The sequence below is a fragment of the Paenarthrobacter sp. CAP02 genome, from assembly GCF_040137855.1.
Lineage (GTDB): Bacteria > Actinomycetota > Actinomycetes > Actinomycetales > Micrococcaceae > Arthrobacter.
In genome coordinates, this window is record NZ_JBEEII010000003.1 from 19,692 (window position 1) to 43,484 (window position 23,793).

The following is a 23,793-nucleotide window of genomic DNA, read 5'->3' on the forward strand; positions in this document are numbered from 1 at the left end:
TAGACTTGATGGCGGATGGGTCGACCAGGCGGTCGCGCGTCACGAAAGTGGCTCGAGGAACGTCCGGGCTCCGCAGGGCAGGGTGGTGGGTAACGCCCACTCGGGGTAACCCGCAGGCCAGTGCCACAGAGAACAGACCGCCTGCGCCCGGTGATGCTTGCATCATGGGGCAGCAGGTAAGGGTGAAACGGTGGTGTAAGAGACCACCAGCTCCCTGGGTGACCGGGGAGGCTAGGTAAACCCCACCCGGAGCAAGGCCAGACAGGACACGTTTGAGGGCTGCCCGCCCGAGTGTCCGGGTAGGCTGCTGGAGGGCGTCGGCAACGGCGTTCGTAGATGGATGGCCGCTACTCACTTTCCGGTAACGGAAGTGATGACAGAACCCGGCGTATCGGTCGACCCATCCATTTATGACCAGCGCAAACACTGCGTGTGAGTGATTTCACGCCTTCGAAAGTCCTGCCACCGGTCCTTCCGCCCTAGAATAGGTACTGAACGTAGATGTTCTGCCGCCGGGACTGCGTTCGCAGCCGGCGGATTTTCTTTGCTCTCGTTCAAGGCGCTGTGGGTGGACCGAAGCCCGCCGGCGCATGTGCCGCAGGACTACTCCGGGCGGCCGCTGCCATCTGCATACGAGGACGTATGTGGTTGACCCAAGGAAGGTAGTTCTGTGAGCCAGACGTCAGATTCTTGTCTTGATAAGTGGATGGGCCGGGAGGCTCTCGCCGAGGCCATGATTCCGGTGATCGGCCGGTTGTACCGGGAAAACAACGTGGTCACCAGCATCCACGGCCGGAGCTTGATTAACAAGTCCACCATGAACATCCTGAAGGCTCACCGCTTCGCGCGCCGGATGAGCAACCACGAGCTCCTGCTCGAAGAAACCGCACCCCTGCTCAACGCTTTGTCCGAGTTGGAGTTGGGCGCTGCTGCTATCGACATTGCGCGTCTGACGGAGAAGTACCGGGCTGAAGGCAATGGCGCCTCCCTGGACGAGTACTTGCGTGCGGAACTTGCCGACGTCGTTGGCAAGCGCGGCGCTGACGACCGCACCAGCACCGACGTCGTCCTTTACGGCTTCGGCCGGATCGGCCGCCTGCTGGCGCGCCTGCTCATTGAAAAGGCCGGTGGCGGCCACGGTCTTCGACTCCGTGCGATCGTTGTTCGCAAGGGCGCCGAGAACGACCTCGTCAAGCGCGCAAGCCTGCTGCGCCGCGATTCTGTCCACGGATCCTTCGAGGGCACCATCCGCGTGGACGAGGAAGCCAACACCATCACGGCCAACGGCGTCCAGGTCCAGGTGATCTACTCGGACAACCCCGCCACGGTGGACTACACCGCGTACGGCATCAAGGATGCCTTGGTTGTGGACAACACCGGCCGCTGGCGCGACGCTGAAGGCCTCTCCCAGCACCTGCAGAGCAAGGGCGTCGCCCGCGTACTGCTCACGGCTCCGGGCAAGGGCGAACTCAAGAACATCGTCCACGGCATCAACCACCGGGACATTAACGACGACGACAAGATTGTCACCGCCGCATCCTGCACCACCAACGCCATCACCCCGGTGCTGAAGGCCATCAACGACAAGTTCGGCATCATCCACGGCCACGTGGAAACCGTCCACTCGTTCACGAACGACCAGAACCTGATCGACAACTTCCATAAGGGCGATCGCCGCGGACGCTCTGCTGCGCTGAACATGGTCATCACCGAAACCGGTGCTGCCAAGGCTGTGGCCAAGGCTCTGCCCGAACTGCAGGGCAAGCTCACAGGTAACGCCATCCGCGTTCCCACCCCGGACGTTTCCATGGCCATCCTCAACCTGAACCTTGAGAACGGCACGACGCGCGACGAGGTGAACGACTTCCTCCGTGAGATGTCCCTGCACTCGGACCTTCGCAAGCAGATCGACTACATCGACTCGCCCGACGTCGTTTCCACGGATTTCGTCGGCTCCCGCCGCGCCGGCATTGTTGATGGCCTTGCAACCATCTCCAACGACAAGAACCTGGTCCTCTACGTCTGGTACGACAACGAATTCGGCTACTCCTGCCAGGTTGTCCGCGTCATGGAGGAAATGGCCGGAGTCAACCCGCCGTCATTCCCCGCCAAGGACGTGATTGCCCCCATCGCGGTGCTGGAAACGGCTGACGCTTAAGCAACCAAAACTATTTAGGGGTTTCCCGGCTGTGTCACTGGCCACAGCCGGGAAACCTGATCAAAATGGGCTCATGGACAACGAATCAACCCTTGAGCACGAAACCACCCTCGAACACGCGCTGGACGTTGCGCGGGCCAACCATAAGCAGGCCCAAAAACTCCTCGACCAGGCAGTCGCAGCCAATGCCGCCGGCGACGTCCCGGATCAGCGCGTTGAACAGCTGCGCGCATTGCTGGAAGTAGCAACCGAAGACCTTCAGCGCGTGATGCGGGAGCAATAAAGACCCTCCATCAGCGTCGTCACGGTGTGACTTCTCCTCCACATTGTGGATATTGCTCTGGCTGTCGGGGCCTTGTCCTACGCTCGTAGGACATTGCCTGCCCCCACTGGACGGAGTCCCTTGAGCATCACCTGGTCAGCCTACAAACGCGCCCGGCGCAGGTCGCGTCAAGCCTGGATCATTCTGGCTTTCGCAGCAGCAGCACTGGTGACGGGCCTGTCCTGGTTTTTCACCACCGGCCAGTTCGGCGTCGCCGATCCCTGGGCAGCGGGCCCCAGCGAGGCGCCCGTCTTCGATGCGACATTCATGAAACCGGTCAAGGGCGCAGCTTCCATTGTTGCCGAAAGTGCAAGCACGGCCTTGGAACGGCTTCCTGTGAAAGGCAGGGCACCGAAGTCTGACTACGACAGGGCGGCTTTCGGCCAGGCTTGGGCGGACGTGGACCACAATGGATGCGACACCAGGAACGACATCCTGCACAGGGATCTTACGGACGTTGAATTCACGGCCGGCTCCTCCTGCAAGGTCGCCGGGGGAGTCTTCGAGGAACCCTACACGGGTGCCCACGTGACGTTCCGAAGGGGTCAGGACACCAGCGCGGCAGTCCAGATCGACCACGTCGTGGCCCTGGCCGATGCCTGGCAGAAAGGTGCCCAGGAACTCACAGCACAGCAGCGGCAAACGTTGGCCAACGATCCCCTGAACCTCATCGCAGCTGATGGTCCGGCGAACGTCAAGAAAGGAGCCGGCGACGCCGCGACCTGGCTACCGGCTAACAAGAACTTCCGGTGCCACTACATAGCCCGTCAAATTTCGGTGAAGACTGCCTACAGGCTCTGGGTCACTGCGGCCGAAAAGGACGCGATGAAGCGGGTACTCTCCGGATGCCCTGAGCAACAAACCATCTACAACGCCAGGTGACCATGCCCCAGTTGCCAGGTGCCGCCGTCGTCGATCCTTTCCAGCACGACGCGCTGGAGTGACGTTTCGCGGGGAAGCTTGTCCAGGTCCTGCAGGCCACGCTGGCGGAACGTAAAGTACACGGCGTCCGTGGGTGCATCCGTGCAGCGGTCCAGCGTGAAACGCCGTGCGAAGGAAGCTATGTTGCTGTCCGGAAGCCGTTCTACCAGGTAGGGATCAAGCATCCACGAGTCACATGTGGCAGTGTCGGCCGGTTTGTCCGGAAAATACCGGGGGAAAAAGCCCCGGGCCTCGGTGAAGCTGGCGTCAACCAGGGCGGGGGACAGGCCCCCGTCTTCAGGAATGTGAACGCCAAGCTCCCACCCGGAACCATGCTGTTGTTCTGCGACATCGGAATTCCTGACCAAGTGGAATTGCAGACGTCCCAAGCGGAACAGGTTTCCGGCCATGTGGAGCGTCAGCCAACTCCAGGTATCCAGCCCAAAGCGGCCGTGGACCCGCCGGTTAATGCGAAGTTGCAGCCCTACATCGCCCAAAGATGCAGCCGACACCGCAGGACTGATCCCAAGACCCACGTGGTAGTTGTGAACCGTCGGGGCGAAACGAAGCATGGCCTCGATCCAGTCCTTCTCGCTACCGTCGTTTGCCTGGATGCTGTCCCGGGGAAAGGTTCCCAGACGCTCCTGCAAGGAATTGATGGCCCGTAGGACGGCTGCGCTGGGTGGCGTCGCCAAAAGGGCGGCACATCCTGCGGCGTCGTCGTCGGAGATGTCCAGGAGCTCGAAGAGTTCTGTTGTGGAACTGGTGGCCATGGATTCAGTGTCCAAAAGGATCGGGGTCCACGCCGGGCATCCAGGTCAGGCCAGGCACACCCCAACCGTTCTTCTTGGCCTGCTTCATGGCCTTTTTGGAGTACCGGTCAATCAAGCGGTTCACGTACAGTTTTCCGTCGAGGTGGTCGAACTCGTGTTGCAGGATCCGGGCGAACCAGCCCGTAGCCTCGAAGTCTACCGGCTTGCCATCGCCGTCGAAGCCCTGGACGCGGGTCCATTCCGCACGCTGCAAGGGATAGTACTCGCCCGGGAAGGACAGGCAACCTTCGACGTGTTCGTCGGGGTCCGGTGCCGCGCCGGAGACTTTGGAGAGCGTCAGTACCGGATTGACCACGACGCCCTGTTCAGGCACGTCGTCGTCGTTGGCGTACTTGTAGACAAAGATGCGCTTGCCTACGCCGATCTGGGGCGCCGCCAGGCCGACTCCGTTAGCTGCGTCGTTCGTTTCGAACATGTCCGCTATCAATGCACGAAGTTCGTCGTCGAATACCTCGACTTCGCTTGCCCGGCGGTGCAGGACAGGTTCGCCCCAGATGGTGACTGGCAGGACGGTCATGTCAGATCTTCCTTCGTTGACGCTGTGATCCAAAGGCGGAGTCGGCCCTGGATCTGGTTAAAAGCAAAAGCCGCACCGGATAACCGGTACGGCCTTTGTGGAAACCGGCTCTTCAGCCAATCTCGGTGGGGTGAGCTACGGGGGTTGAACCCGCGACCTCCTGGACCACAACCAGGCGCTCTGCCAACTGAGCTAAGCCCACCATGTGCCTTTTTCGGCTAGTCCGTTTGACCGGCTTTCCTCGAAGGCAACGACAAATAGCTTACCTGCTGTTTTGGGGTGCAAAGTCCACTTTTGCCGGTTTTGGCGAAAAAACCTCTAAAAATGTTGCAGATCACACCGATTCGCTGGTTCCCAGTGTTTCGGCCGAAGCCATCACATCCTTGGAAATCCGCTGCGCGGTGGCAGTGTCCGGCCCGGGTGCGGCGACGAAAACGGCTTCGCGGTAGTAACGCAGTTCGTCGATGGAGTCCTTGATGTCACCCAAGGCGCGGTGGCCGCCGTGCTTTGCCGGCGACTGGAAGTACGCACGCGGGAACCATCGCCTGGAGAGTTCCTTGATGGTGCTGACATCAATCACCCGGTAGTGCAGGTGCTCCACGATGTTCGGCATGTCGCGGGCAAGGAACATCCGATCGGTTCCCACGGAGTTGCCACCCAGTGGCGCCTTCCTAGGATCCGGTACCCACTTCTCGATGTATTCCAGGACCTCAGCTTCGGCTTCTGCCATGGTCTTACCGTGGGGGAGCTCCTCCAGGAGCTTGGAGCGGGTGTGCATGTCCCGTACGAAGTCGTTCATTTGTTCGAGTGCGGCATCGTCGGGCTTGATAACGACGTCCACGCCGTCCCCCAGGATATTCAGCTCCGAATCGGTTACCAAGGCAGCAACCTCGATCAGGGCGTCGTTCTTCAGGTCCAAGCCGGTCATTTCGCAGTCGATCCAGACGATGCGTTCATTAGTAATAGGCACGCGCCAAGCCTATCCCTCAGTCGCATCCAAGTGCTCCGATGGTACGATTTTTGGGCGCGACAGTGTCGTTTCTTCCTGTCGTGGAATGCCCCCCCTATGACTCAGAATGTGACCCGAACACAGCGGGCGAACGATTGGACGACGACCACATGACGGTGCCCGTACCCGCCGCGCAGCTGGCAGGGAAAGCAGACACGTCAAAAGCTGCTGTAGTCAGCGAAGTGGATAACGCCCGTTCGCCATTGATTGCCGGATTTATTGGTTCGATGTTCATGGTGTTCGGTTCGCTGGGAGTGGGTTGGCTTGCTCCGGCCTCCGAACTGAGGCGGTTACCACTATTTATCTGGATGCGCACCGAAGGCGTGGGAGTTGCACTGTCCATCGTCCTGCTGGCCATCGGCGGAATGCTCTTGGTCCGCGCTTGGCTCCGTCTCGGGCAGCGAGTCAGGGTCTGGGGCATTGAGGCCCGGAAAGCTACGTTGCAGGCCGTGGTGGCGTGGGGGCTCCCCATGATGTTCACCGTTCCCCTCTTCAGCAGGGACGTTTATGCATATATAGGGCAAGGCCGGTTGATGGTTGAGGGCATCAACCCTTACGAAAACGGAATATCGGCCCTGCCCAACTATTTCCAGCTGGGTGCGGACAAGCAGTGGACAGAGGCACCAGTGCCCTACGGCCAAGTGTTCCTATGGATCGAACAGTTTGTCGTGTGGGCCACCAACGTCCAACCGGAAGCAAGCGTCATGCTCTTCCGCCTGGTCGCCGCGGTGGGGGTTGTCCTGTGCATTGTCTATGTCCCGAAGCTGGCGGAACTTCACGGCGTAAACCCGCATCGGGCACTCTGGCTGACGGCCGCCAACCCGCTCTTCCTGACCAACTTCATTGCCAGCGTCCACAATGACGCGCTGATGATCGGTCTTGCCCTCGCCGGCCTGTACTACTGCGCAACCCGCCGTGTCATCCTCGGCATTGTCTTGGTCACCCTCTCCATCTCCGTTAAGCCAATCACCGTGGTCTTCCTGCCCTTCATCGGGCTTCTGTGGGCCGGCAAGGGTGCTTCGTGGCCCCGCAGGTTCGTGTTCTGGTTCTTCACGGCCGCCCTGAGCCTGGGACTCCTCTACGCGCTGAGCCTGGTTAACGGGTACGGATTTGGTTGGATCAACGGTTTGTCAGCGCCTGGGAGCGTAGCGATCTGGTACGCGCCCGTGGGCCTGATCGGCTTGGCTGTCGGCTCGATCGCCAACGTTTTGGGGCTTGACGGCGCAGTGTTTGCCAAGGCGGTCTATGACGCAGGGAAAGTCCTCATGGTTGCCGCTGTCGCCTGGCTCATCTTCCGGGGCGACTACGACCGCATCATGCGGCGCCTCACGCTGGCGTTTGCCGCCATTGTGCTGCTGGCGCCGATGATTCAGTCCTGGTACGTCGTGTGGTTGATTCCGTTGTTTGCCGTGACGGGCATCCGCAACGATTGGCAGGTCAAAGCCCTGTACTTTGTGGTGTCGTTCTTCATGGTTTACGCCATCTCGGACCAATTGGACGTGTTCCCGTACCTCCAAAGCGAAGACCTGGGCCTGGCCCTGCTGCTGGCCCGCATCGCCGCGGCCGTCATCGCAATCTTCTTTGCGATCTATCTGATTTTCATGGACCCCAAAACCAAGGGCCTGTTCCGCACCAAGGACCAGGCTTTCCTGCGTCCCATCATCTGAAATCCGGTAACGAAATCAAGGGGACGGCAGGAGACGTAGTGCCTCCCGGATGGACAGTGGGCTTAGGTCCGAGGCGTTGTCGGCGGTGAAGTTCCGCACCCATTCCGGATCTGTCTTACTGTACTCGCGCAGGGCCCATCCAATCGCTTTGCGGATGAAGAACTCCTTATCAGTCATATTGGCCCGGATAACAGCAGCCAGCAGGTCGGTCTCCGTCCCTTCCTTTGCAGCAAGCTGAGAGGTGATTGCGGCCCTTCTGATCCACGTGTCGTGATCCACGGCCCAGCGGAGCAGCAGCGGCTTCATGGTGCCCGGGTGGGCAATGAGGAGTGCGCAGATCCTGTGCGCCACCCCGTCCACCAAGTCCCACCACGCACCTGTACGGATAATTTCCTCGTAGACCGGCAACATGTCGAGGTCGGCCTTCGCCATCTTCAGGCCTGTCAGGTCAATCGCGGCATAGCGCTCCTCCCGCGCTTCCGCCTGACGCCACAGTTCGTACACGGCGGCCCGCAGTTCGTCCGGCGATGTTGGAGGGAACTCCCGCACAGCTGCTTTCACGATTTTGCGTACTTCGGGAACCCGCACACCCCAGGAAGGCATGTCGGACTTCATGTAGGCCTGTGCTCCCCGCGCCCTGTCGGGGTCCGCGGCGGAGCGAATGCTTGAACGGATCGACTGGACCAGGTCCCTGGTGGTCATCGCCCAACCTCAGTACCTGTCTTGGTCCCTGCGAGGCAACGCATGACAGCTCTTCCCGGTGAGGGCCTGGACACGATGCTGAACCCGGCTGCTCCAAAAAGTGAGATGCCATCAAACGCGAGCACGCCCGGCGCAGGACCCGCACTGAACGCAGTCTTCAGCTGTTCCTTGCGGTCCCCCGGTATGGTGGTCTTCCAGTCCCTGCCGGAGAGGGAGAACCACCGGCACCAGCACCGGGAGGGTTCCCCCTTGGTTCCGAACAACTCCTCGACAGCTGCCCGGGAGGCGGGAGCGGTCACGACTCCGGGGCTGCATCGTGCTGTGGCATGGACCCAGAATAGGCGCTACGTGCAGGGCTGGTCCCGCAGATACGCGAACACGTGCAGCAGAATCACACTCCGGCGCCCGTCAGTTCACCGGTTTCAATGTTGACCAACATCGTGTCGTCATCGTCCGAGGCACCTACAGCGACTTCTTCTGTGTCGTCTACCGGGGGTACTTGGTCATGATCGGCATCCCAGTCGCTGTTTCGCTCCGGTATACCGGAGGCCTCAATGGACGGAGGAGTTTCGGCGGGGGCTGTGCTGCCGTTCATGCGGGTGAAGTTGGCGGAGCCCCACATGAGGTCGTGTCCGACAGACTCGGCGTCGATTTCGGCCACGTGGTAAACGCGACCTTCGTGTTCCCACTGCCTCAAACGGAGGCGTCCAACGACGAGGACCCGGTGCCCCTTCTTGACGCTGCATCCCACATGTCCGGCAAGGTACCGGAATGACTGAACCGTGTACCAGTTGGTGTTGCCGTCAACCCACGTGTTGGTGGCGCGATCGTAGCGGCGCTCCGTGGATCCCAAGCGGAATGAAGCGGTGGAAGTTCCCCGCGCTGTGGTGGAACTTTTGACTTCCGAGGCTACGAAGCCGCGGACGGTGATGATGTCGTTCATGGGTGGTCCTTCTCGATGTAGGGAAGTGCCTGTCCGGCTCTTTCAGCCTTGTCCACGGCGGAGTGTACGAGTAGGGCGCATCGAAGCTATGTGCATAACTTGGTGCTGCAAGGCCTGTGGAGGGAAGGAGTGCAGCACGGGGTTGTCGGGTTGCCAGCCGAACGCACTGTAAACTCTTTGTGGCGCCAGCGGCCTATGCCGTTTCACGTGCCATGTGCGCCCCAGTAGCTCAGGGGATAGAGCAGCGGCCTTCTAATCCGCCGGTCGGGGGTTCGATTCCCTCCTGGGGCACAAACGGCATCCCCCTTGGACGTGATTCCAGGGGGATGCCCGCTTAACCCCTAGGACTCCAGGAATTCCTTGAGATTCCGAAGCACCACTTGCCAGGTCTCCGTTGATTGGGTCGTTTCCTGGTCAGACGAATTGTTGCCTTGCCTGATGGTTACGCGGGTCCCATCGGCTTCCTCGGCAAGGCTGTATTCCACGGTGTGATAATTGTCTGCGGTGTCAGGCAGCCCCGAGGCCGGACTGTAATGGGTGGTCTTCAGCAGTGCCGGAGGTTCGAAGGCGAGGATCGTTCCCTTGTCCTCATAGGACTTGCCGTTGTATTCGCCGGAGTAGGTAATCGGATCGCCGACGCGCCACGTGGTCTCGACGTTCGTACCGAGGAAATACTGCTTGATGAGCGCAGGATCGGTGAGGGCTTCCCACACCTTCTGGCGGTTCGCCGGGATGCTGGCAGTCGCCACAGCATCCGGGGATTGTCCGGTCATGGTTGATTCCTCATCTCCGTTGCCACGAGTCAATGCTCCTTGTTGGACAAGCTACGCCCGTCCGATCCCCCTGTGAATGGCACAATGGCTACGTGATCAGCAGTCGAACAGCATCGGAGCATGGCAGGCCGGCCGAGGGAGTCCGGGTGACAGCATTGTCAGTGCTCGTCGCGACGGCCCTGGCGCTGACCGCGTGCAGCGGACCCGTCATGTCCGCCAACAGTCCTTCCAGCACTGCGCCCTCCGAGGGATCCGTAGCGACAGCCAACGTGGATCCCGCGGTAGAAGACACCAGGCTCGCGGTGGAGGGCACCTTGAAGAAGCTGGTCACTGCCAACGCCAAGCCGGACAGGGAAGCCGTAAGGGCGGCGCTGGTTTCCGCGGGCATTCCCAAGGCGAACGTGGAAGTATCTGTCAGCCGCACGCCCACCGGCTTGGATGTCGACGCCATGGAGGCGGCCGCCCTGACCGGGGAAAACTGTGTCATGGGCCAGATCCGCGATGGGGGAGTGGTGGTCACGGTGCTACCCGTCCTCGCCACAGGAAAGTGCTTCGTGGGGGACACACGGTAGCTGCACGGGGCACCCGAATGTGAGTTATGTACCCCGAGCCACTAGATTTAAGGGTATGGCGGAATTCATTTACACGATGACCAAGGCTCGCAAGGCCGTTGGCGACAAACTTATTCTGGACGATGTCAGCATGTCGTTCTACCCCGGCGCGAAGATCGGCGTCGTGGGCCCGAACGGTGCTGGTAAGTCCACCATCCTCAAGATCATGGCTGGACTGGACACGCCCTCGAACGGCGAAGCCCGCCTGAGCCCCGGCTACACCGTGGGAATCCTCCTGCAGGAACCGCCGCTGAACGAGGAAAAGACCGTCCTGGGCAACGTCCAGGAAGGCGTTGGCGAAATCTACGCCAAGATCCAGCGGTTCAACGAAATTTCCGAAGAGATGGCAAACCCGGACGCGGATTATGACACCCTCCTGGATGAGATGGGCAAGCTCCAGGAAGCCATCGATGCTGCCGACGCCTGGGACATCGACTCCCAGCTCGAGCAGGCCATGGACGCACTGCGTTGCCCGCCGGCAGATGCCGATGTAACTGTCCTCTCCGGTGGTGAGCGCCGCCGCGTAGCGCTCTGCAAGCTCCTCCTGCAGAAGCCGGACCTCCTGCTCCTTGATGAGCCCACCAACCACTTGGACGCCGAGAGTGTGTTGTGGCTTGAACAGCACCTGTCCCAGTACCCCGGTGCCGTGCTGGCCGTCACCCACGACCGCTACTTCCTTGACCACGTCGCTGAGTGGATCGCCGAGGTTGACCGCGGTCACCTGTACCCCTACGAAGGCAACTACTCCACGTACCTGGAGAAGAAGAAAGCCCGTCTGGAGGTCCAGGGCAAGAAGGACGCCAAGCTCTCCAAGCGCCTGAGCGAGGAACTTGAGTGGGTCCGGTCCAACGCCAAGGGCCGTCAGACCAAGTCGAAGGCCCGTCTGGCCCGCTATGAGGAAATGGCTGCCGAGGCGGAGCGCACCCGCAAGCTGGACTTCGAAGAAATTCAGATCCCGCCGGGACCCCGCCTTGGTTCTTTGGTGATTGAAGCCAATAAGCTGAAGAAGGGCTTCGATGACCGCGTCCTGATCGAGGATCTCTCCTTCTCGTTGCCCCGCAACGGCATCGTCGGTGTGATCGGACCCAACGGTGTTGGTAAGTCCACGCTGTTCAAGACGATTGTGGGCATGGAGCCGCTGGACGACGGCGATCTGAAGATCGGCGAGTCCGTGAAGATCTCCTACGTGGACCAGTCCCGTGGTGGCATCGACCCCAACAAGACCCTGTGGGAGGTCGTGTCGGAAGGCAACGACTTCATCCAGGTCGGCCAGGTCGAAATGCCCTCGCGTGCCTATGTTTCTGCCTTTGGATTCAAGGGTCCGGATCAGCAAAAGAAGGCCGGTGTTCTCTCCGGTGGTGAGCGCAACCGACTCAACCTGGCGCTGACGCTCAAGCAGGGCGGCAACTTGCTGCTTCTGGATGAGCCCACCAACGACCTCGACGTCGAAACGTTGAGCAGCCTCGAAAACGCGCTCCTCGAGTTCCCGGGCTGCGCAGTGGTGGTCTCCCACGATCGCTGGTTCCTGGACCGGGTGGCAACGCACATCCTGGCCTACGAAGGCGATGACGAGAACCCCTCGAAGTGGTACTGGTTCGAAGGCAACTTCGACGCCTACGAGGAAAACAAGGTGGAGCGCCTGGGCCCGGATGCGGCCAAGCCGCACCGCGTAACCCACCGCCGCCTGACGCGCGACTAGAGCTCACACTCGACTAAAACTGAAACACGAAGAGGCCGGTCCCCAAAGGGGGCCGGCCTCTTCGGCTTAAGCAACGGCGGTCTACGGAATCCTGACCATGCCTTCCTGCGCAACAGTGGCGACATGGACGCCGTCGCGGTTGAAAATGCGGCCCGTCGCAAGTCCCCGGGCACCTTGGGCGCTGGGGGACTCCTGGACGTACAGCATCCACTCGTCCACCCGCACTGGCCGGTGCCACCACATGGCGTGGTCGAGGCTGGCCACGCTCATCCCTGGCGTCATCCATGAAAGGCCATGCTTGCGGAGGATGGGTTCGAGCAGCGTGTAGTCGCTCGCGAATGCCAGGGCCGCACGGTGCAGGTTGGCGTCATCCGGAAGGGGGCCGATGGTCTTCATCCACACCGCGTTGGTGGCCACATGCTCGCTCGGCGGAGAGACATAGAGGGCAGGGTCCACGTGCCGGACATCAAAGGGCCGTTCGGATGACATGTGCCGCGCCATCGGGTGGTCGAAGTGGGACAGCAGCTCAGCGGTGCTGGGCAGCGACTCGGGATCGGGGATACCCTCCGGCATGCTCGCCTGGTGGTCCAGCCCGCTGTCTTCCACCTGGAACGAGGCGATCATCGACAGAATCGGAACGCCGTCCTGGTAGGCGTGCACACGGCGTGCGGAGAAGGAGCGGCCGTCGCGCAACCGCTCGACGCCGAAAGTTATGGGCTTGTTCGCGTCACCGGGCCGGAGGAAGTAGCCGTGCATGGAGTGGGCCACCCGGTCCTGCTCCACGGTCCGCATTCCTGCCATCATCGACTGGGCGAGGACCTGGCCGCCAAAAACACGGTGCCGGGGCTGCTTTTGGGACGGCCCGAGGAAGATGTCCTCGTTGGTCCGGGCTCCGTCAAAATCACCAAGGTCCAGCAGGCCGATCAGCACATCCATGGGGTCTTCTGCGGGTGCCTGCACGTCGAGGCCAGCGTTCGTCTCAGTCATGGTTCGACTTTAGACGCCGCCCCGACCCCTCTCAACCGGGGACATGCCGGTAGAGTCGATCATGTGACAGACGTCTTGACCCAGTCCTTCCGCTTCGCCGATCCCCGTGACCTCGCCGATCTTCGGACCTTCGTCACGCGGGCCAAGAGCATCGACGACGGCGCCATCCGCCTGCAGGCCTCGGGCAAGGTCCTCGCGGCCTATGTATGCGTGCTGCGGCCGCGCATCCTCGGAGAGTCCACCCCCACCATCCTGGGCCTGCGGACCATGGCCCTTGCGGAGCCGGCCCAGGCCGACGTAACGGTGACGCTTGCCTCCGTGATGGACCGTTTGGCCCGCTCAGGTGACGGGGACGTGGACCTGCCCATTCCGCCGTCGACCGTTTCGGAGTCCTGGGCCGGCGTCGGGGCACCGCGGGCCGGTTGGGAACCGCAAGGTTCAATTCCCGACGCCGACCTCAGGTCAGCGGCCGAGGCGGGCATCGCGGAGGTGGCTGGCGTCGTTCCTGCCGTGGCGGGTGCCGCCGTCATCAACACCGCCAGGGCTGCCGTTTGGGGACGCGGAATGCCTGGCGCTGAGGACCTGCCGTCAGGCGCGGCTTTCGCGGCTTTCGCCCTGGGTTTCCTCGCCGATGGTGAGCAGCAGGTGTACCGAAACGGCCGCTGGTTCAGGCTGAGCGGACCCCGTGGCCATGTACTGGTCCGTACCGGCGCGGGGCTGGGGCTCGGTTTCTGAGGTTCAGGCGTCCGGGCCCGCTGAAGGGCTGTTGACCATGGTCAGCGCTGCGCGTTCCATGTAGTCCCACAGGGTGCCTTCATGCAGCGGCGACAGGTCCAACGCGTCCACGGCTGTCCGCATGTGGAACAACCACCGGTCCTTTGCTTCGGGGGTGACCCGGAACGGCATGTGGCGCATTCGAAGGCGGGGGTGCCCACGTTCCTCGCCATAGGTGGTGGGACCGCCCCAGTATTGTTCCAGGAACATGAGGAAGCGCCGCTTCGCGGGCCCGAGGTCTTCTTCCGGGTACATGGGGCGGAGCAATGGATCCGTGGCCACGCCGTCGTAAAATACGTCAATAAGCTTGACGAACGTTTCGTGTCCGCCGACGGCAGCGTAGAAGCTGTCCGTGTAGGCGGGCTGGCTGAAAGGGTCGTTCTGCATCAGTTGGCGGCGGGGGCCGGCTTGTGGCGCTGGTGGCTGGCCACCGGAAATGTTACTCATTGGACTTCTCCTCGGCCTTCGTGGCGCGTGGTGCGCCGGCAGTCACGGGCGCAGCGGCAGCGCCGGGGCCATCGCTGGTAGCAGGTGTTTCAAGCGGCACGTAGTCACCCTGCGAGCGGTTGCCCACCCGGAGGATTTCTCCGTTGCGCAGGTACCAGATGGCTCCGTCTTCGGCACGGACCCGGGTAATCCGCAATCCCACGGATTCAACGGTACCAACCACTTCACTGGTAACGATCACGTCGCCAATACCGTATTGGTCCTCGATGGTAATGAAGATGCCCGCGAGGAAGTCCCGGATCAGTTGCTGGGCGCCGAAACCGATGGCGACACCCAGGATGCCGACGCTGGTCAGGAGGGGCGCGACGTCGACGTTCATGTATTTGAGGACGTAGATGATGACAATCACCACGACGATGACGCTCACAAGGCTTGTCAGCAGTGTGCCGATGGTTTCAGCGCGTTGGGAGCGCCGCTCATGGTCAAGTGCGCGAATGGCTGGTTGAACCCATTTGAAATGCGCCTTCTTGAAGAAGGAGCTACCGGCAGATACCCGGCGCGTGATGCGCAGGATGATGAAGCGCGCAACGATCCAGACTGCCAGCCCCACACCGATGGTGATGAGGATTGATACGAGGTCTATTTTCTCTGGTTCCAAGGTGATGGTTTCCGCTAGGGGGATGGAGGTCAAGGTGCACTATCTCCTTGTCGTCGGCCCGTGTTCGCCGGGCGCGGAACACTCTGTCCACTGACAACCCTAGCGCCGTAGCGTGACGGTATGCGCATCCTGGTCCTTGGCGGCACCGCCTTCCTGTCCGCGGAAATCGCCCGGCAGGCTGTCGCCTCCGGGCACGATGTGACGTGCCTCGCCCGGGGTACTTCGGCTCAACCGCCCGACGGCGCCACCTGGGTCAGGGGCGACCGTGCCTTGGGTGCCGCGGCTTTCGCCGGTGTGGCAGGAAGCTGGGATTCCGTCGTCGAGGTGTCCCGTGATCCAGTGCAGGCCCGGGCGGCTTTGGAAGCGCTGGGCCCTGCCGCGAAGCACTGGACGTTCGTCTCAAGTTGCTCGGTGTACGCAGACCACTCGGTGCCGGGGGCCACGGAAGACGCGGCCCTCCTGGAACCGCTGCCGGAGGGGCAGGCGGGAACGCCGGAAACCTATGGCGAGTCGAAGTCAGCGATCGAACAGCTGACGCGTGCCTTGCTGGGGGACAGGGCACACATCGTCCGGGCAGGGCTCATTGGCGGACCAGGGGACGGTACGGACCGCTACGGTTATTGGCCGGCACGATTCGCTGCCAGCCCTGACACGGTGCTGGTCCCGGACATTCCGGACGCAGCGACCCAGATCATCGATGTCCGGGATCTGGCTGCATGGATCCTCCAAGCCGCCGAACAGGGCCTGGCAGGAACCTACAACGCAGTGGGCGAGGTTGTGGGCTTCGCCGACTACATCTCCGAGTCCCGGCGGTTGGCCGGACCGGTCGCGGAGGACGCCATCCGTCCCACCCAGGACTGGCTCGTTGAGCAGGGCGTGGAGTACTGGGCTGGACCGGATTCGTTGCCCTTGTGGCTTCCGCCGGACCACGAAGGCTTCCAGGCGCGCTCCAACAAAGCAGCCCGGGACGCGGGTATGCGGCTCCGCCCGTGGCGGGAGACACTCGCAGCCACGCTGGAGGATGAGCGGGGCCGTGGCTTGGACAGGGAGCGAAAAGCAGGCCTCAGCCGGGACGCCGAACGCAGGCTCGTGGCACTGTGGCGGGACCGGCGGCGTTAGGCGGCGGCCGCCGTCGTGATGGGTTCGTGGTGTACAGGGAAGTTGACGCTTCGGGCGATGAAGCACAGCTGGTTGGCTTCGTGGTGAAGCTGCGGGACCAAGGCGGCGTGAGCGGGATCGGCGATGGTGACGTGCGGTTTCAGGGTCACGGCTTCGAACTGCCCGCTGCCGTCCCTGTTCATCTTCATGAGGCCGTCCGCGTTGTCTTCGTATGCGGAGACCACCACGCCGTGTTTGACGGCCACGTGAAGGAAAGACAACATGTGGCATTGCGAGAGCGCAGCCAGCAGGAGCTGTTCGGGGTTGAACCGGTTCCGGTCACCATGGAACGTGGGGTCTGCTGAGCCCTTCAGCGTGGGCAACCCGGCAATCTCTACATCGTGGTCCCGTGAGTAACTCCGGTAACCAGAGGTGCCTTCGCCGAGGTTCCCGGTCCAACGGACAGTCAGCGCGTAATGGTGCTCGTTCAGGCTCATGCGGACAGTCTAGCGACGCAATCGCAACTGTCCGCATGAGCCCGATGTGAGTGCTGCCTAGACGTCCGCTGCCCTTGCGCGCAGTGCCCGGACCACGCCGTCGCGGTTCTCCAGCATCATGCGGCGCAACGCGGCGCTTTCTTCGGGAAGCCCAGCGAGGAATTCATCCGTGCGGTCCACGGTGGCTTGCGTGGTGAGCTGCGCTGGGTAGAGGCCCACCACAATCTGCTGGGCCAGGGCGTGGGTGCGTTCCTTGACGATCCCGGGGACGGCTTCGAAGTATTTCCCGGCGAACGGCTCCAGCAAGGCGGTGTCGGGCACCCGCATGAAGCCGGCGACGGCGGACGCCTGGAGAGCATTGGAGAGCTCACCCTTGACCACAATCGAGTCCCAGGCCGCTTGCTTGGCCTCGGCGGTGGGGATGGCTGCCTTGGCTTGCGCCGCAGCGTTTTGGCCGTTCGAGGTGTTGTCCCGATCCAGTTCAGCGTCGATGCGCTCCTGGCCCTGGCGGCCCCCTGCCACCAAGGCGGTCAGGAGTTCCCACCGCATATCCTGGTCGACTGCCAGGCCCTCAAGGGTTTCCGTCCCGTCCAGGAGGGCCTGGAGGCGGTCAAGCTGCCGATCACTTCGCGCGAGCTGGGCGAAAGCCTTTGCGAACTGCAGCTGTGCGTCCGAGCCGGCCTCGACCGCGGATGCAAGCTCCCACAGCTTTTCGGCCGCCGCGGTGGTGGCCTCCAATTTGTGGTCTGCCGCCACGTAATAGGTCAGCGTGGTCGCGAGCTGGCGCAGCTGGACCAGTATTACTGACGAGTCAGTTTCGTCGGCAATGTTGGCCAGGATCAGGTCCGCGTAGCCGCGTGCCGGGGTTTCGCCGTCGCGGGCTGCGTCCCAGGCCGAGCCCCACACCAGGGTCCGGGGAAGGCTGGCAGCGAAGTCCTTCAGGTGTGCTTTGGCCGTCGCCAGGCTATCCGGATCCAGTCGGACCTTTGCGTAGGCAAGGTCGTCATCGTTGAGCAGGATCAAGTCAGAACGCTTCATGCCCACCAGGGCAGGAACTTCCGTGCGGGGGCCGTCCACGTCGAGTTCCTCGCGGTGCGTCCGTTCCAGCTTCCCGTTGGCCGAGAGGGTGTAGAAACCGACCGCCAGGCGGTGCGGGCGGAGGGTGGGCTGTTCCTCGATCGCGGTCTGCCTTATGGCGAAACCTGTGATGGTGCCGGCGTCATCGACCGTGAGTTCAGGGGAGAGGGTGTTCACGCCGGCTGTCTCGAGCCAGAGCTTGCCCCACTGGTCAAGGTCGCGTCCGGACGCGGCTTCGAGTTCCACCATGAGGTCTGCGAGCTCGGTGTTCTTCCAGGCGTGCTTGGCAAAGTATGTGCGGACGCCGGCCATGAACTGCTCCGGACCAACCCAGGCCACCAACTGCCGGAGCACTGAGGCGCCCTTGGCGTAGGTGATGCCGTCGAAGTTGACCTCAACGTCCTCGAGGTTGTTGATTTCAGCGAAGATGGGGTGCGTTGTTGGCAGCTGGTCCTGCTTGTACGCCCAGGACTTCTCCACGGACGCGAAGGTGGTCCATGCGCGGTCGAATTCCGTGTTTTCCACGGCTGCCAAGTGGGACATGTACTCAGCGAAGGACTCGTTGAGCCAGAGGTCGTTCCACCAGCGCATGGTCACCAGGTCTCCGAACCACATGTGGGCCAGTTCGTGCAGCACTGTGATGGCACGCCGTTCAATCTGGGCGCCGGTGACTTTGCCGCGGAAGACGTAGCCCTCCAGGATGGTGACAGCGCCTGCGTTTTCCATGGCTCCGGCATTGAATTCGGGCACGAAGAGCTGGTCGTACTTCTCGAACGGGTACGGGCACCCGAACTGGGCCTCGAAGAATTCGAAACCCTGCCGGGTGAGTTCGAAGATGTTGTCCGCATCGAGGTACTGCATGAGGGACTTCCGCGCGAACACCCCGAGCGGTATGACCCGGCCGTCGGAGCTGGTGACCTCGGAACGGACGGACTGGTACGGTCCTGCGATCAGGGCCGTCACATAGGAGGACAGCCGCGGCGTCGGGGCGAACTTCCAGACAGACCGTGCACCGCCGTCCTCTGCGGGTTCGGTTTCGGAAGGGACGGGCGTGGGGGAGTTTGAAATGACATCCCAGTGCGAAGGCGCCGTCACGGTGAAGGTGAAAGTGGCTTTCAGGTCCGGCTGTTCGAACACGGCGAACATGCGGCGCGAATCCGGGACTTCGAACTGGGTGTAGAGGTAGGCCTCGCCGTCTACGGGGTCGACGAAGCGGTGGAGGCCCTCGCCGGTGTTCATGTAGGGGGCATCCGCAACGACCGTGAGTTCGTTCTCAGCCGCGAGTCCGGGGAGCTGGATGCGGACTCCGTCGGCGACCTCCGCGGGGTCCAGCTCCGTGCCGTTGAGGGTCACGCTGTGGACGGTGTGCGTGATGGCGTCGATGAACGTCGAGGATCCGGGGCGCGCCGAGAACCTGACAACCGTGGTGGAGCCAAAGACCTCCGGGCCTTTGGTCAGATCCAAGGTGACGTCATATGACTCGACGTTGAGCAGTTCGGCGCGGGCGGCCGCTTCATCGCGGGTGAGGTTCAGGCCTGGCAAAGTGGTGCCTCCGGGAAGGTGGGGTGACCGACCGGTAGGCCCGGCCGCTGGTGTGAAGCCATTCTTTCACTCCCTGACCGTAAGGCAAGGAGCTCCCACCATAGTGTCGTCCTGACGGAGTAGCGTTGAAGCATGGGACGGTTCCGGGACACGCTCGACCTCCGCGCGCTACGGTTCGCGGTGGCTTTTCCTTTGATGCTCGCGGCAGGATTCGTTGTGTGCGCGCAGATGCTGCGCAACGACCTTCCGCAACCAGTCGCTGTCATGTGGAACGCCGACGGCGGCACCTCCTTCGCGCCTTTTGGCGCCTACGTAGCCGGAGGCGCAGCCCTGATCATCGTTTTCGGATGGGCCGCTTTCCTGCAGGCCGTCCCGTTGGCCCGCCCGGTGGTCATGCGGCGCGTCATGATGGGCCTTGGACTCATGCTCAGCCTCTTCATCACCACTGTGCTGGCAGCCGGGCTGGTAGGGCAGTCCGGGCTTGCGGACGGCAGGTTGTCCCACGTCGATCCGATCGTATTGGCAATGGGAAGCGGGGCAGCCTTGGCCCTCGGCGTCGTGATGATGTTCGCTTTCAAGCCCGACCCCCGATGGACTCCCGAGGACGATGCCGCACTGCAATCGGAGCTTCGCCTCCTGGAGGACCCCGACCTCGCCAACGACACCCTGAGGATGTGGGTCCATGCCCGCAGCTCCGTATTCATCATGATCATTGTTTCGGCGCTGTTCCCGGCTGCCCTGATCGCGGTGGTGGTCCCGTGGCTGGGTGCCCTGGTCGCCGTGGCGGCCCTGGTGGGCGCGGGATTCCTGTTCGCCCGGGTGCGTGCCGACAGGGGAGGGCTGCAGGTCTTCGCGGGCGGCCTCGTACGCGTCCTGGCCGTTCCCGCCGTCGACATCGCAGCAGCGGCACCCGCGGAAGTCAAAGCTGCGGATTACGGCGGGTGGGGATGGCGCCACCACGACGACGCCACGGCAATGCTCGTCAGCAGCGGGCCCGCGGTAGTCGTCAGGAGACTCAATGGGCGGCGTGTGGCGCTGAGCGCCGGAACCCAGGCCTCCGCGGACAAACTTGCCGGAATCCTGAACAGGGCGGCCCATCGGGCCCAAGGCGACGGGCAGACCCAACAACCCGGCTAGCGGTACCCTAGGTAGCGCATCCCTCATCGCCGCGCCCGGCCAGTGCTGTGCCACTGCCCAGTGCCGTACCTGCGCGCCAGAAAGAAACGGACTTCCTGTGACTACACCCCGCGTCCACATTGCAACTGACCACGCCGGCATGGAACTGAGTGCCCACCTGGTCAGCCACCTCACAGCCAAGGGCTACGAAGTGGTGGATCACGGTCCCAAGGAATACGACGCCCTGGACGATTACCCGTCGTTCTGCATCAACGCAGGCGTCGCTGTGGTCGCCGACCAGGAAGCTGGCGTGCACGCCTTGGGAATCGTCCTTGGCGGCTCCGGCAACGGCGAACAAATTGCCGCAAACAAGGTCAAGGGTGTGCGAGCCGCCCTGGCGTGGAACCTTTCGACAGCCAAGCTCGCCCGCGAACACAACGATGCGAACGTCGTCGCAGTCGGAGGGCGCCAGCACAGCGTCGAGGAGGCCACGGAGCTGATCGAGGCATTCCTTGCTGAGCCTTTCAGCAACGACGAACGGCATGTCCGTCGGATCGGCAAGATCGCGGTGTACGAAAACACCGGCGAAATCGTCGAATAGTGCCGGAAGGCCACTCGGTCCATCGCCTGGCCCGCCAATTCCAAGATGTTTTTGGCGGCCAGCGGTTGGAAGTTACCAGTCCCCAAGGACGGTTCTCCGCCGGGGCTGCGCTGCTGACCGGGCACACCATGGTTGGCGCCATGGCCCACGGAAAGCAGTTTTTCCTCAGCTTCGACCACGGACTGTTCCTCCACGTTCACTTGGGCCTGTACGGTGCCTGGAGTTTCGGGGGCGACGAGTCCTTTACCGGGGCGTCCAGCATCGGCGCTCCCCGTCGAATCGGCGAGAGGGAGACGGGCTCGGCCGCGCCGGACGGTGCCTACGCCGGTCCGCCTCCGCCCGTAGGGGCGGTGCGGGTCCGCCTCGTTTCGGACCACGGATGGGCTGACCTGCGTGGGGCCACCACCTGTGCGGCCATCACAGCCGCGGAGACAGAGGCCGTGCTGGCAAGGCTGGGCCCGGATCCTCTGCATAACCGGCCGGGGGACCGTGACGAGTTCATTCGGCGCCTGCGTCGCCGCAAGACTGCCGTTGCCTTGTTATTGATGGACCAGTCGGTGCTCGCCGGAGTAGGCAACATCTACCGGGCCGAAGTGCTGTTCCGACAGGCAGTTGATCCGTGGACCCCGGGAAACAGCATCGACGCCGAAACGGCTGGCCGGCTGTGGGATGACACGGTGGCAACAATGGCCGACGGCGTCCGTGACGGTCGGATTGTTACGACGCCTCCGTCGCTGTGGACCGTTGGAGGGGCAATCGCGCCCGACGCCGATGCGCACTTTGTCTATAAACGTCACGGCTTGCCCTGCCGGGCTTGCGGGACGCTGGTGGGCATCACCGAAATTGGTGCTCGCAAGCTCTATTGGTGTCCCGGCTGCCAGGTTTAGGCGGTTCCAGGCTCTGTTTTGAAGCCAAAAACAGCTGGAAGCAAAAAGCGCCCCGATCCGAAGATCGGGGCGCTTTGCTGGAGGGGACGACGGGAATCGAACCCGCGTAATCAGTTTGGAAGACTGAGGCTTTACCATTAAGCTACGTCCCCAGGTGGACATCCTCTTCAGGACGCTTTCCCTGTGGCTGTTGAAGCCGGGTACAACTAAACCTAATTCCGGCGGCGGTGTCAAATGTGCATTCTTGGCCCGCTTGCCCGTAGACTGTCCTGTGCATTCGGGGTGTAGCTCAGCTTGGCTAGAGCGCCTGCTTTGGGAGCAGGAAGTCGCAGGTTCAAATCCTGTCACCCCGACTCTGTGTTTGTGTCCGCTTCAGGGATACGACAGAACCCCATACCCACAAAATCAGGAGTACTTAGACTGTGAAGAGCGCTGTCGAGAACCTCACCGCAACGCGGGTCAAGCTCAACGTTGAGGTTCCCTTTGAGGAACTGAAGCCGAGCATCGATGCCGCGTACAAGACCGTTGCTTCGCAGATCCAGGTTCCCGGATTCCGCAAGGGCAAAGTTCCTTCCAAGCTCATCGACCAGCGCGTCGGCCGTGGCTACGTACTGGAAACGGCCATCAATGATGGCCTGAACGGCTGGTACCAGGCTGCTGTCCAGGAAACCGGCGTTCGCCCGCTGAGCCGTCCCGAGGTTGAAATCACCGAAGTTCCGGACCCGTCCGCAACCGATGGTGAACTCAAGTTCCAGGTCGAGATCGACGTCCGTCCCGAGATCGAACTGCCGGAATACTCCGGTATCAAGGTTGAGGTTGCTGCTGCGGAATCCTCCGAAGCCGACGTCGATAAGGCCCTCGATGAACTGCGCGGCCGTTTCGGCACGCTGAAGTCCGTTGAGCGTCCCGCCAAGAACGATGACTTCCTCACCATCGACATCAACGCCACGATCGACGGCGAAGAGATCGACTCCGCTGCCGGCCTGTCCTACCAGGTAGGCGCAGGCACCATGCTCGAAGGCCTGGACGAAGCCGTAACCGGCCTCTCTGCTGACGAAGAAGCAATCTTCGACACCACGCTGGTCGGCGGCGACCACGCCGGCGAAGCTGCTCAGGTCAAGGTCACGGTCAAGGCCGTGAAGGAGCGCGAGCTCCCCGAAGCCAACGACGACTTTGCGCAGCTGGCCTCCGAGTTCGACACCCTGGCTGAGCTCCGTGAGGACCTTGCCAAGCAGGCTGCCGACTCCAAGGTTGTTGAGCAGGGCGTTGAGGCCCGGGACAAGGTCCTGGACAAGCTCGTTGAGCTCGTCGAGGTCCCCGTGCCGGACTCGGTGGTGGAAGAGCAGATCGAAGCGCACTTCAACCCGGAGAACGCACACGGCGAAGGTGACCACGACACCGAGGAGCACCGCGCCGAGGTCAAGGCCAACACCGAGCGTGCTTTCCAGAACGAGATCATCCTTGACGCCATCGCGGACAAGGAAGAGGTCAATGTCAGCCAGAACGAGCTCATTGACTACATCGTGACCACCGCCAGCCAGTACGGCATGGACCCGAACCAGTTCGCCCAGATCATTGATCAGAGCGGCCAGGTTCCCATGATGGTTTCCGAGGTCCGCCGCCGTAAGGCGCTGGCCGTCGTCCTGGGCCAGGCAGAGGTTGTCGACTCCGAGGGCAACAAGGTTGACCTCACTGACTTCGTCCGGCCCGCCGGCGAAGCTGCAGCCGAGGAAGCTGAAGCTGTCGAAGCAGCCGACGAAACGGAAACTCCCGCAAGCGACGATCCCGCCGCTGTGAAGTTCTAATACACACCGCCTACCGACCCCGGATCTTCTGATCCGGGGTCGGTTTGCTTTAAGGCCCCCCGCTGGCGCTGATCCCAAACGTGCGCCGTCAGCGAACAGCGCGATTCCGGCGAACAAATCACCCCCGAAAACGGTTAGTGTCCAAGTAG

General features: G+C 62.4%; 23 protein-coding genes, 4 tRNA genes and 1 other RNA gene. 15 read left to right on the top strand and 13 right to left on the bottom strand.

What is annotated here, in order from left to right; all coding sequences use genetic code 11:
* Window positions 1-16: 16 nt before the first annotated feature.
* The 4 genes from rnpB to ABHM97_RS05685 all read left to right on the top strand — a co-directional run bounded on the left by rnpB (window position 17) and on the right by ABHM97_RS05685 (window position 3,362).
* An RNA gene (gene rnpB, locus ABHM97_RS05670) (RNase P RNA component class A) lies at window positions 17-407 on the top strand.
* Window positions 408-670: 263 nt separating this feature from the next.
* Entirely contained in the window at window positions 671-2,158 is a 1,488-nt protein-coding gene (locus ABHM97_RS05675; protein WP_349469913.1) for a glyceraldehyde-3-phosphate dehydrogenase, read from the top strand.
* Window positions 2,159-2,231: 73 nt separating this feature from the next.
* Window positions 2,232-2,441 carry a hypothetical protein gene (locus ABHM97_RS05680; RefSeq protein WP_235522097.1) on the top strand — a complete coding sequence of 70 codons (210 nt, stop codon included), beginning with the start codon at window positions 2,232-2,234 and terminating at the stop codon, window positions 2,439-2,441.
* A gap of 120 nt (window positions 2,442-2,561) precedes the next feature.
* Window positions 2,562-3,362 carry an HNH endonuclease family protein gene (locus ABHM97_RS05685; RefSeq protein ID WP_349469915.1) on the top strand — a complete coding sequence of 267 codons (801 nt, stop codon included), beginning with the start codon at window positions 2,562-2,564 and terminating at the stop codon, window positions 3,360-3,362.
* On the opposite strand, the gene ABHM97_RS05690 is transcribed toward ABHM97_RS05685, so the two are convergent.
* The 4 genes from ABHM97_RS05690 to orn all read right to left on the bottom strand — a co-directional run bounded on the left by ABHM97_RS05690 (window position 3,347) and on the right by orn (window position 5,721).
* Window positions 3,347-4,174 carry an acyltransferase domain-containing protein gene (locus ABHM97_RS05690; protein WP_349469916.1) on the bottom strand — a complete coding sequence of 276 codons (828 nt, stop codon included), beginning with the start codon at window positions 4,172-4,174 and terminating at the stop codon, window positions 3,347-3,349. The genes ABHM97_RS05685 and ABHM97_RS05690 overlap by 16 nt on opposite strands.
* Window positions 4,175-4,178: 4 nt before the next feature.
* Window positions 4,179-4,751 (bottom strand): peptide deformylase, encoded by a 573-nt coding sequence (gene def / locus ABHM97_RS05695; protein WP_257367907.1) that lies wholly within the window; start codon window positions 4,749-4,751, stop codon window positions 4,179-4,181.
* 126 nt (window positions 4,752-4,877) lie between these two features.
* Window positions 4,878-4,953 (bottom strand) — tRNA-His (locus ABHM97_RS05700).
* A 132-nt stretch (window positions 4,954-5,085) separates the two neighbouring features.
* Window positions 5,086-5,721: an oligoribonuclease gene (gene orn / locus ABHM97_RS05705; protein ID WP_257367908.1), complete on the bottom strand. Its 636-nt coding sequence runs from the start codon at window positions 5,719-5,721 to the stop codon at window positions 5,086-5,088.
* Window positions 5,722-5,870: 149 nt separating this feature from the next.
* Between orn and mptB the strand changes: the two genes are divergently transcribed.
* The gene (gene mptB / locus ABHM97_RS05710; protein WP_349469917.1) at window positions 5,871-7,427 is read left to right on the top strand and encodes a polyprenol phosphomannose-dependent alpha 1,6 mannosyltransferase MptB; all 1,557 of its coding nucleotides are present in this window, start codon (window positions 5,871-5,873) and stop codon (window positions 7,425-7,427) included.
* 15 nt (window positions 7,428-7,442) lie between these two features.
* On the opposite strand, the gene ABHM97_RS05715 is transcribed toward mptB, so the two are convergent.
* Both ABHM97_RS05715 and ABHM97_RS05720 read right to left on the bottom strand, forming a co-directional pair.
* On the bottom strand, window positions 7,443-8,129 hold the full coding sequence (locus tag ABHM97_RS05715) for a DNA alkylation repair protein (protein WP_349469918.1): 687 nt from the start codon (window positions 8,127-8,129) through the stop codon (window positions 7,443-7,445).
* Window positions 8,130-8,520: 391 nt separating this feature from the next.
* Window positions 8,521-9,072, bottom strand: coding sequence for a single-stranded DNA-binding protein (locus tag ABHM97_RS05720; protein WP_349469919.1), 552 nt, complete (start codon window positions 9,070-9,072; stop codon window positions 8,521-8,523).
* Between the two features lie 218 nt (window positions 9,073-9,290).
* Between ABHM97_RS05720 and ABHM97_RS05725 the strand changes: the two genes are divergently transcribed.
* A tRNA-Arg gene (locus tag ABHM97_RS05725) sits at window positions 9,291-9,363 on the top strand.
* Window positions 9,364-9,413: 50 nt separating this feature from the next.
* Here ABHM97_RS05725 and ABHM97_RS05730 read toward each other — a convergent pair.
* Window positions 9,414-9,845: an SRPBCC family protein gene (locus ABHM97_RS05730; RefSeq protein WP_349469920.1), complete on the bottom strand. Its 432-nt coding sequence runs from the start codon at window positions 9,843-9,845 to the stop codon at window positions 9,414-9,416.
* 146 nt (window positions 9,846-9,991) lie between these two features.
* Here ABHM97_RS05730 and ABHM97_RS05735 point away from each other — a divergent pair, with 146 nt between their 5' ends.
* Window positions 9,992-10,417, top strand: coding sequence for a DUF6993 domain-containing protein (locus ABHM97_RS05735; RefSeq protein ID WP_349469921.1), 426 nt, complete (start codon window positions 9,992-9,994; stop codon window positions 10,415-10,417).
* Between the two features lie 55 nt (window positions 10,418-10,472).
* A complete protein-coding gene (gene ettA, locus ABHM97_RS05740; protein WP_235522107.1) occupies window positions 10,473-12,155 on the top strand; it encodes an energy-dependent translational throttle protein EttA in 1,683 nt (560 codons plus the stop codon).
* A gap of 81 nt (window positions 12,156-12,236) precedes the next feature.
* Here ettA and ABHM97_RS05745 read toward each other — a convergent pair whose 3' ends face one another.
* On the bottom strand, window positions 12,237-13,142 hold the full coding sequence (locus tag ABHM97_RS05745; protein ID WP_257367915.1) for an acyl-CoA thioesterase: 906 nt from the start codon (window positions 13,140-13,142) through the stop codon (window positions 12,237-12,239).
* Between the two features lie 63 nt (window positions 13,143-13,205).
* On the opposite strand from ABHM97_RS05745, the gene ABHM97_RS05750 reads away from it, so the two are divergent.
* The gene (locus ABHM97_RS05750) at window positions 13,206-13,877 is read left to right on the top strand and encodes a DUF8185 domain-containing protein (RefSeq protein WP_349469924.1); all 672 of its coding nucleotides are present in this window, start codon (window positions 13,206-13,208) and stop codon (window positions 13,875-13,877) included.
* A gap of 3 nt (window positions 13,878-13,880) precedes the next feature.
* Here ABHM97_RS05750 and ABHM97_RS05755 read toward each other — a convergent pair whose 3' ends face one another.
* Together ABHM97_RS05755 and ABHM97_RS05760 are read right to left on the bottom strand one after the other, a co-directional pair.
* Window positions 13,881-14,363: a globin gene (locus ABHM97_RS05755; RefSeq protein ID WP_305082613.1), complete on the bottom strand. Its 483-nt coding sequence runs from the start codon at window positions 14,361-14,363 to the stop codon at window positions 13,881-13,883.
* The gene (locus ABHM97_RS05760) at window positions 14,356-15,054 is read right to left on the bottom strand and encodes a mechanosensitive ion channel family protein (protein ID WP_349469926.1); all 699 of its coding nucleotides are present in this window, start codon (window positions 15,052-15,054) and stop codon (window positions 14,356-14,358) included. The genes ABHM97_RS05755 and ABHM97_RS05760 overlap by 8 nt, the downstream gene beginning before the upstream one ends.
* Before the next feature lie 87 nt (window positions 15,055-15,141).
* On the opposite strand from ABHM97_RS05760, the gene ABHM97_RS05765 reads away from it, so the two are divergent.
* Entirely contained in the window at window positions 15,142-16,140 is a 999-nt protein-coding gene (locus ABHM97_RS05765; RefSeq protein ID WP_349469928.1) for an NAD-dependent epimerase/dehydratase family protein, read from the top strand.
* Here ABHM97_RS05765 and ABHM97_RS05770 read toward each other — a convergent pair.
* Entirely contained in the window at window positions 16,137-16,616 is a 480-nt protein-coding gene (locus ABHM97_RS05770) for an OsmC family protein (protein WP_235522112.1), read from the bottom strand. The genes ABHM97_RS05765 and ABHM97_RS05770 overlap by 4 nt on opposite strands.
* 57 nt (window positions 16,617-16,673) lie before the next feature.
* Complete coding sequence (gene pepN, locus ABHM97_RS05775; RefSeq protein ID WP_349469929.1) at window positions 16,674-19,235, bottom strand: aminopeptidase N; 2,562 nt, start codon at window positions 19,233-19,235, stop codon at window positions 16,674-16,676.
* Between the two features lie 132 nt (window positions 19,236-19,367).
* Here pepN and ABHM97_RS05780 point away from each other — a divergent pair, with 132 nt between their 5' ends.
* The 3 genes from ABHM97_RS05780 to ABHM97_RS05790 all read left to right on the top strand — a co-directional run bounded on the left by ABHM97_RS05780 (window position 19,368) and on the right by ABHM97_RS05790 (window position 21,839).
* Window positions 19,368-20,372, top strand: coding sequence for a hypothetical protein (locus ABHM97_RS05780; protein ID WP_349469931.1), 1,005 nt, complete (start codon window positions 19,368-19,370; stop codon window positions 20,370-20,372).
* 97 nt (window positions 20,373-20,469) lie between these two features.
* The gene (locus tag ABHM97_RS05785) at window positions 20,470-20,952 is read left to right on the top strand and encodes a ribose-5-phosphate isomerase (protein WP_257367922.1); all 483 of its coding nucleotides are present in this window, start codon (window positions 20,470-20,472) and stop codon (window positions 20,950-20,952) included.
* Window positions 20,952-21,839, top strand: a complete 888-nt coding sequence (locus ABHM97_RS05790; RefSeq protein ID WP_349469932.1) for an Fpg/Nei family DNA glycosylase — start codon at window positions 20,952-20,954, stop codon at window positions 21,837-21,839. Before ABHM97_RS05785 ends, ABHM97_RS05790 begins: the two co-directional genes overlap by 1 nt.
* Window positions 21,840-21,917: 78 nt before the next feature.
* On the opposite strand, the gene ABHM97_RS05795 is transcribed toward ABHM97_RS05790, so the two are convergent.
* A tRNA-Gly gene (locus tag ABHM97_RS05795) sits at window positions 21,918-21,991 on the bottom strand.
* A 126-nt stretch (window positions 21,992-22,117) separates the two neighbouring features.
* Here ABHM97_RS05795 and ABHM97_RS05800 point away from each other — a divergent pair.
* A tRNA-Pro gene (locus tag ABHM97_RS05800) sits at window positions 22,118-22,192 on the top strand.
* Window positions 22,193-22,261: 69 nt separating this feature from the next.
* Window positions 22,262-23,644: a trigger factor gene (gene tig, locus ABHM97_RS05805; RefSeq protein WP_235520901.1), complete on the top strand. Its 1,383-nt coding sequence runs from the start codon at window positions 22,262-22,264 to the stop codon at window positions 23,642-23,644.
* Window positions 23,645-23,793: the final 149 nt, after the last annotated feature.

Excerpts from the sequence above, each read along its gene's own strand:
- ABHM97_RS05680 (WP_235522097.1), top strand. The coding sequence starts at position 2,232 with ATGGACAACGAATCAACCCTTGAGCACGAAACCACCCTCGAACACGCG.
- ABHM97_RS05690 (WP_349469916.1), bottom strand. The coding sequence starts at position 4,174 with ATGGCCACCAGTTCCACAACAGAACTCTTCGAGCTCCTGGACATCTCC.
- def (WP_257367907.1), bottom strand. The coding sequence starts at position 4,751 with ATGACCGTCCTGCCAGTCACCATCTGGGGCGAACCTGTCCTGCACCGC.
- mptB (WP_349469917.1), top strand. The coding sequence starts at position 5,871 with ATGACGGTGCCCGTACCCGCCGCGCAGCTGGCAGGGAAAGCAGACACG.
- ABHM97_RS05715 (WP_349469918.1), bottom strand. The coding sequence starts at position 8,129 with ATGACCACCAGGGACCTGGTCCAGTCGATCCGTTCAAGCATTCGCTCC.
- ABHM97_RS05720 (WP_349469919.1), bottom strand. The coding sequence starts at position 9,072 with ATGAACGACATCATCACCGTCCGCGGCTTCGTAGCCTCGGAAGTCAAA.
- ABHM97_RS05730 (WP_349469920.1), bottom strand. The coding sequence starts at position 9,845 with ATGACCGGACAATCCCCGGATGCTGTGGCGACTGCCAGCATCCCGGCG.
- ettA (WP_235522107.1), top strand. The coding sequence starts at position 10,473 with ATGGCGGAATTCATTTACACGATGACCAAGGCTCGCAAGGCCGTTGGC.
- ABHM97_RS05745 (WP_257367915.1), bottom strand. The coding sequence starts at position 13,142 with ATGACTGAGACGAACGCTGGCCTCGACGTGCAGGCACCCGCAGAAGAC.
- ABHM97_RS05755 (WP_305082613.1), bottom strand. The coding sequence starts at position 14,363 with ATGAGTAACATTTCCGGTGGCCAGCCACCAGCGCCACAAGCCGGCCCC.
- ABHM97_RS05765 (WP_349469928.1), top strand. The coding sequence starts at position 15,142 with ATGCGCATCCTGGTCCTTGGCGGCACCGCCTTCCTGTCCGCGGAAATC.
- ABHM97_RS05770 (WP_235522112.1), bottom strand. The coding sequence starts at position 16,616 with ATGAGCCTGAACGAGCACCATTACGCGCTGACTGTCCGTTGGACCGGG.
- ABHM97_RS05780 (WP_349469931.1), top strand. The coding sequence starts at position 19,368 with ATGGGACGGTTCCGGGACACGCTCGACCTCCGCGCGCTACGGTTCGCG.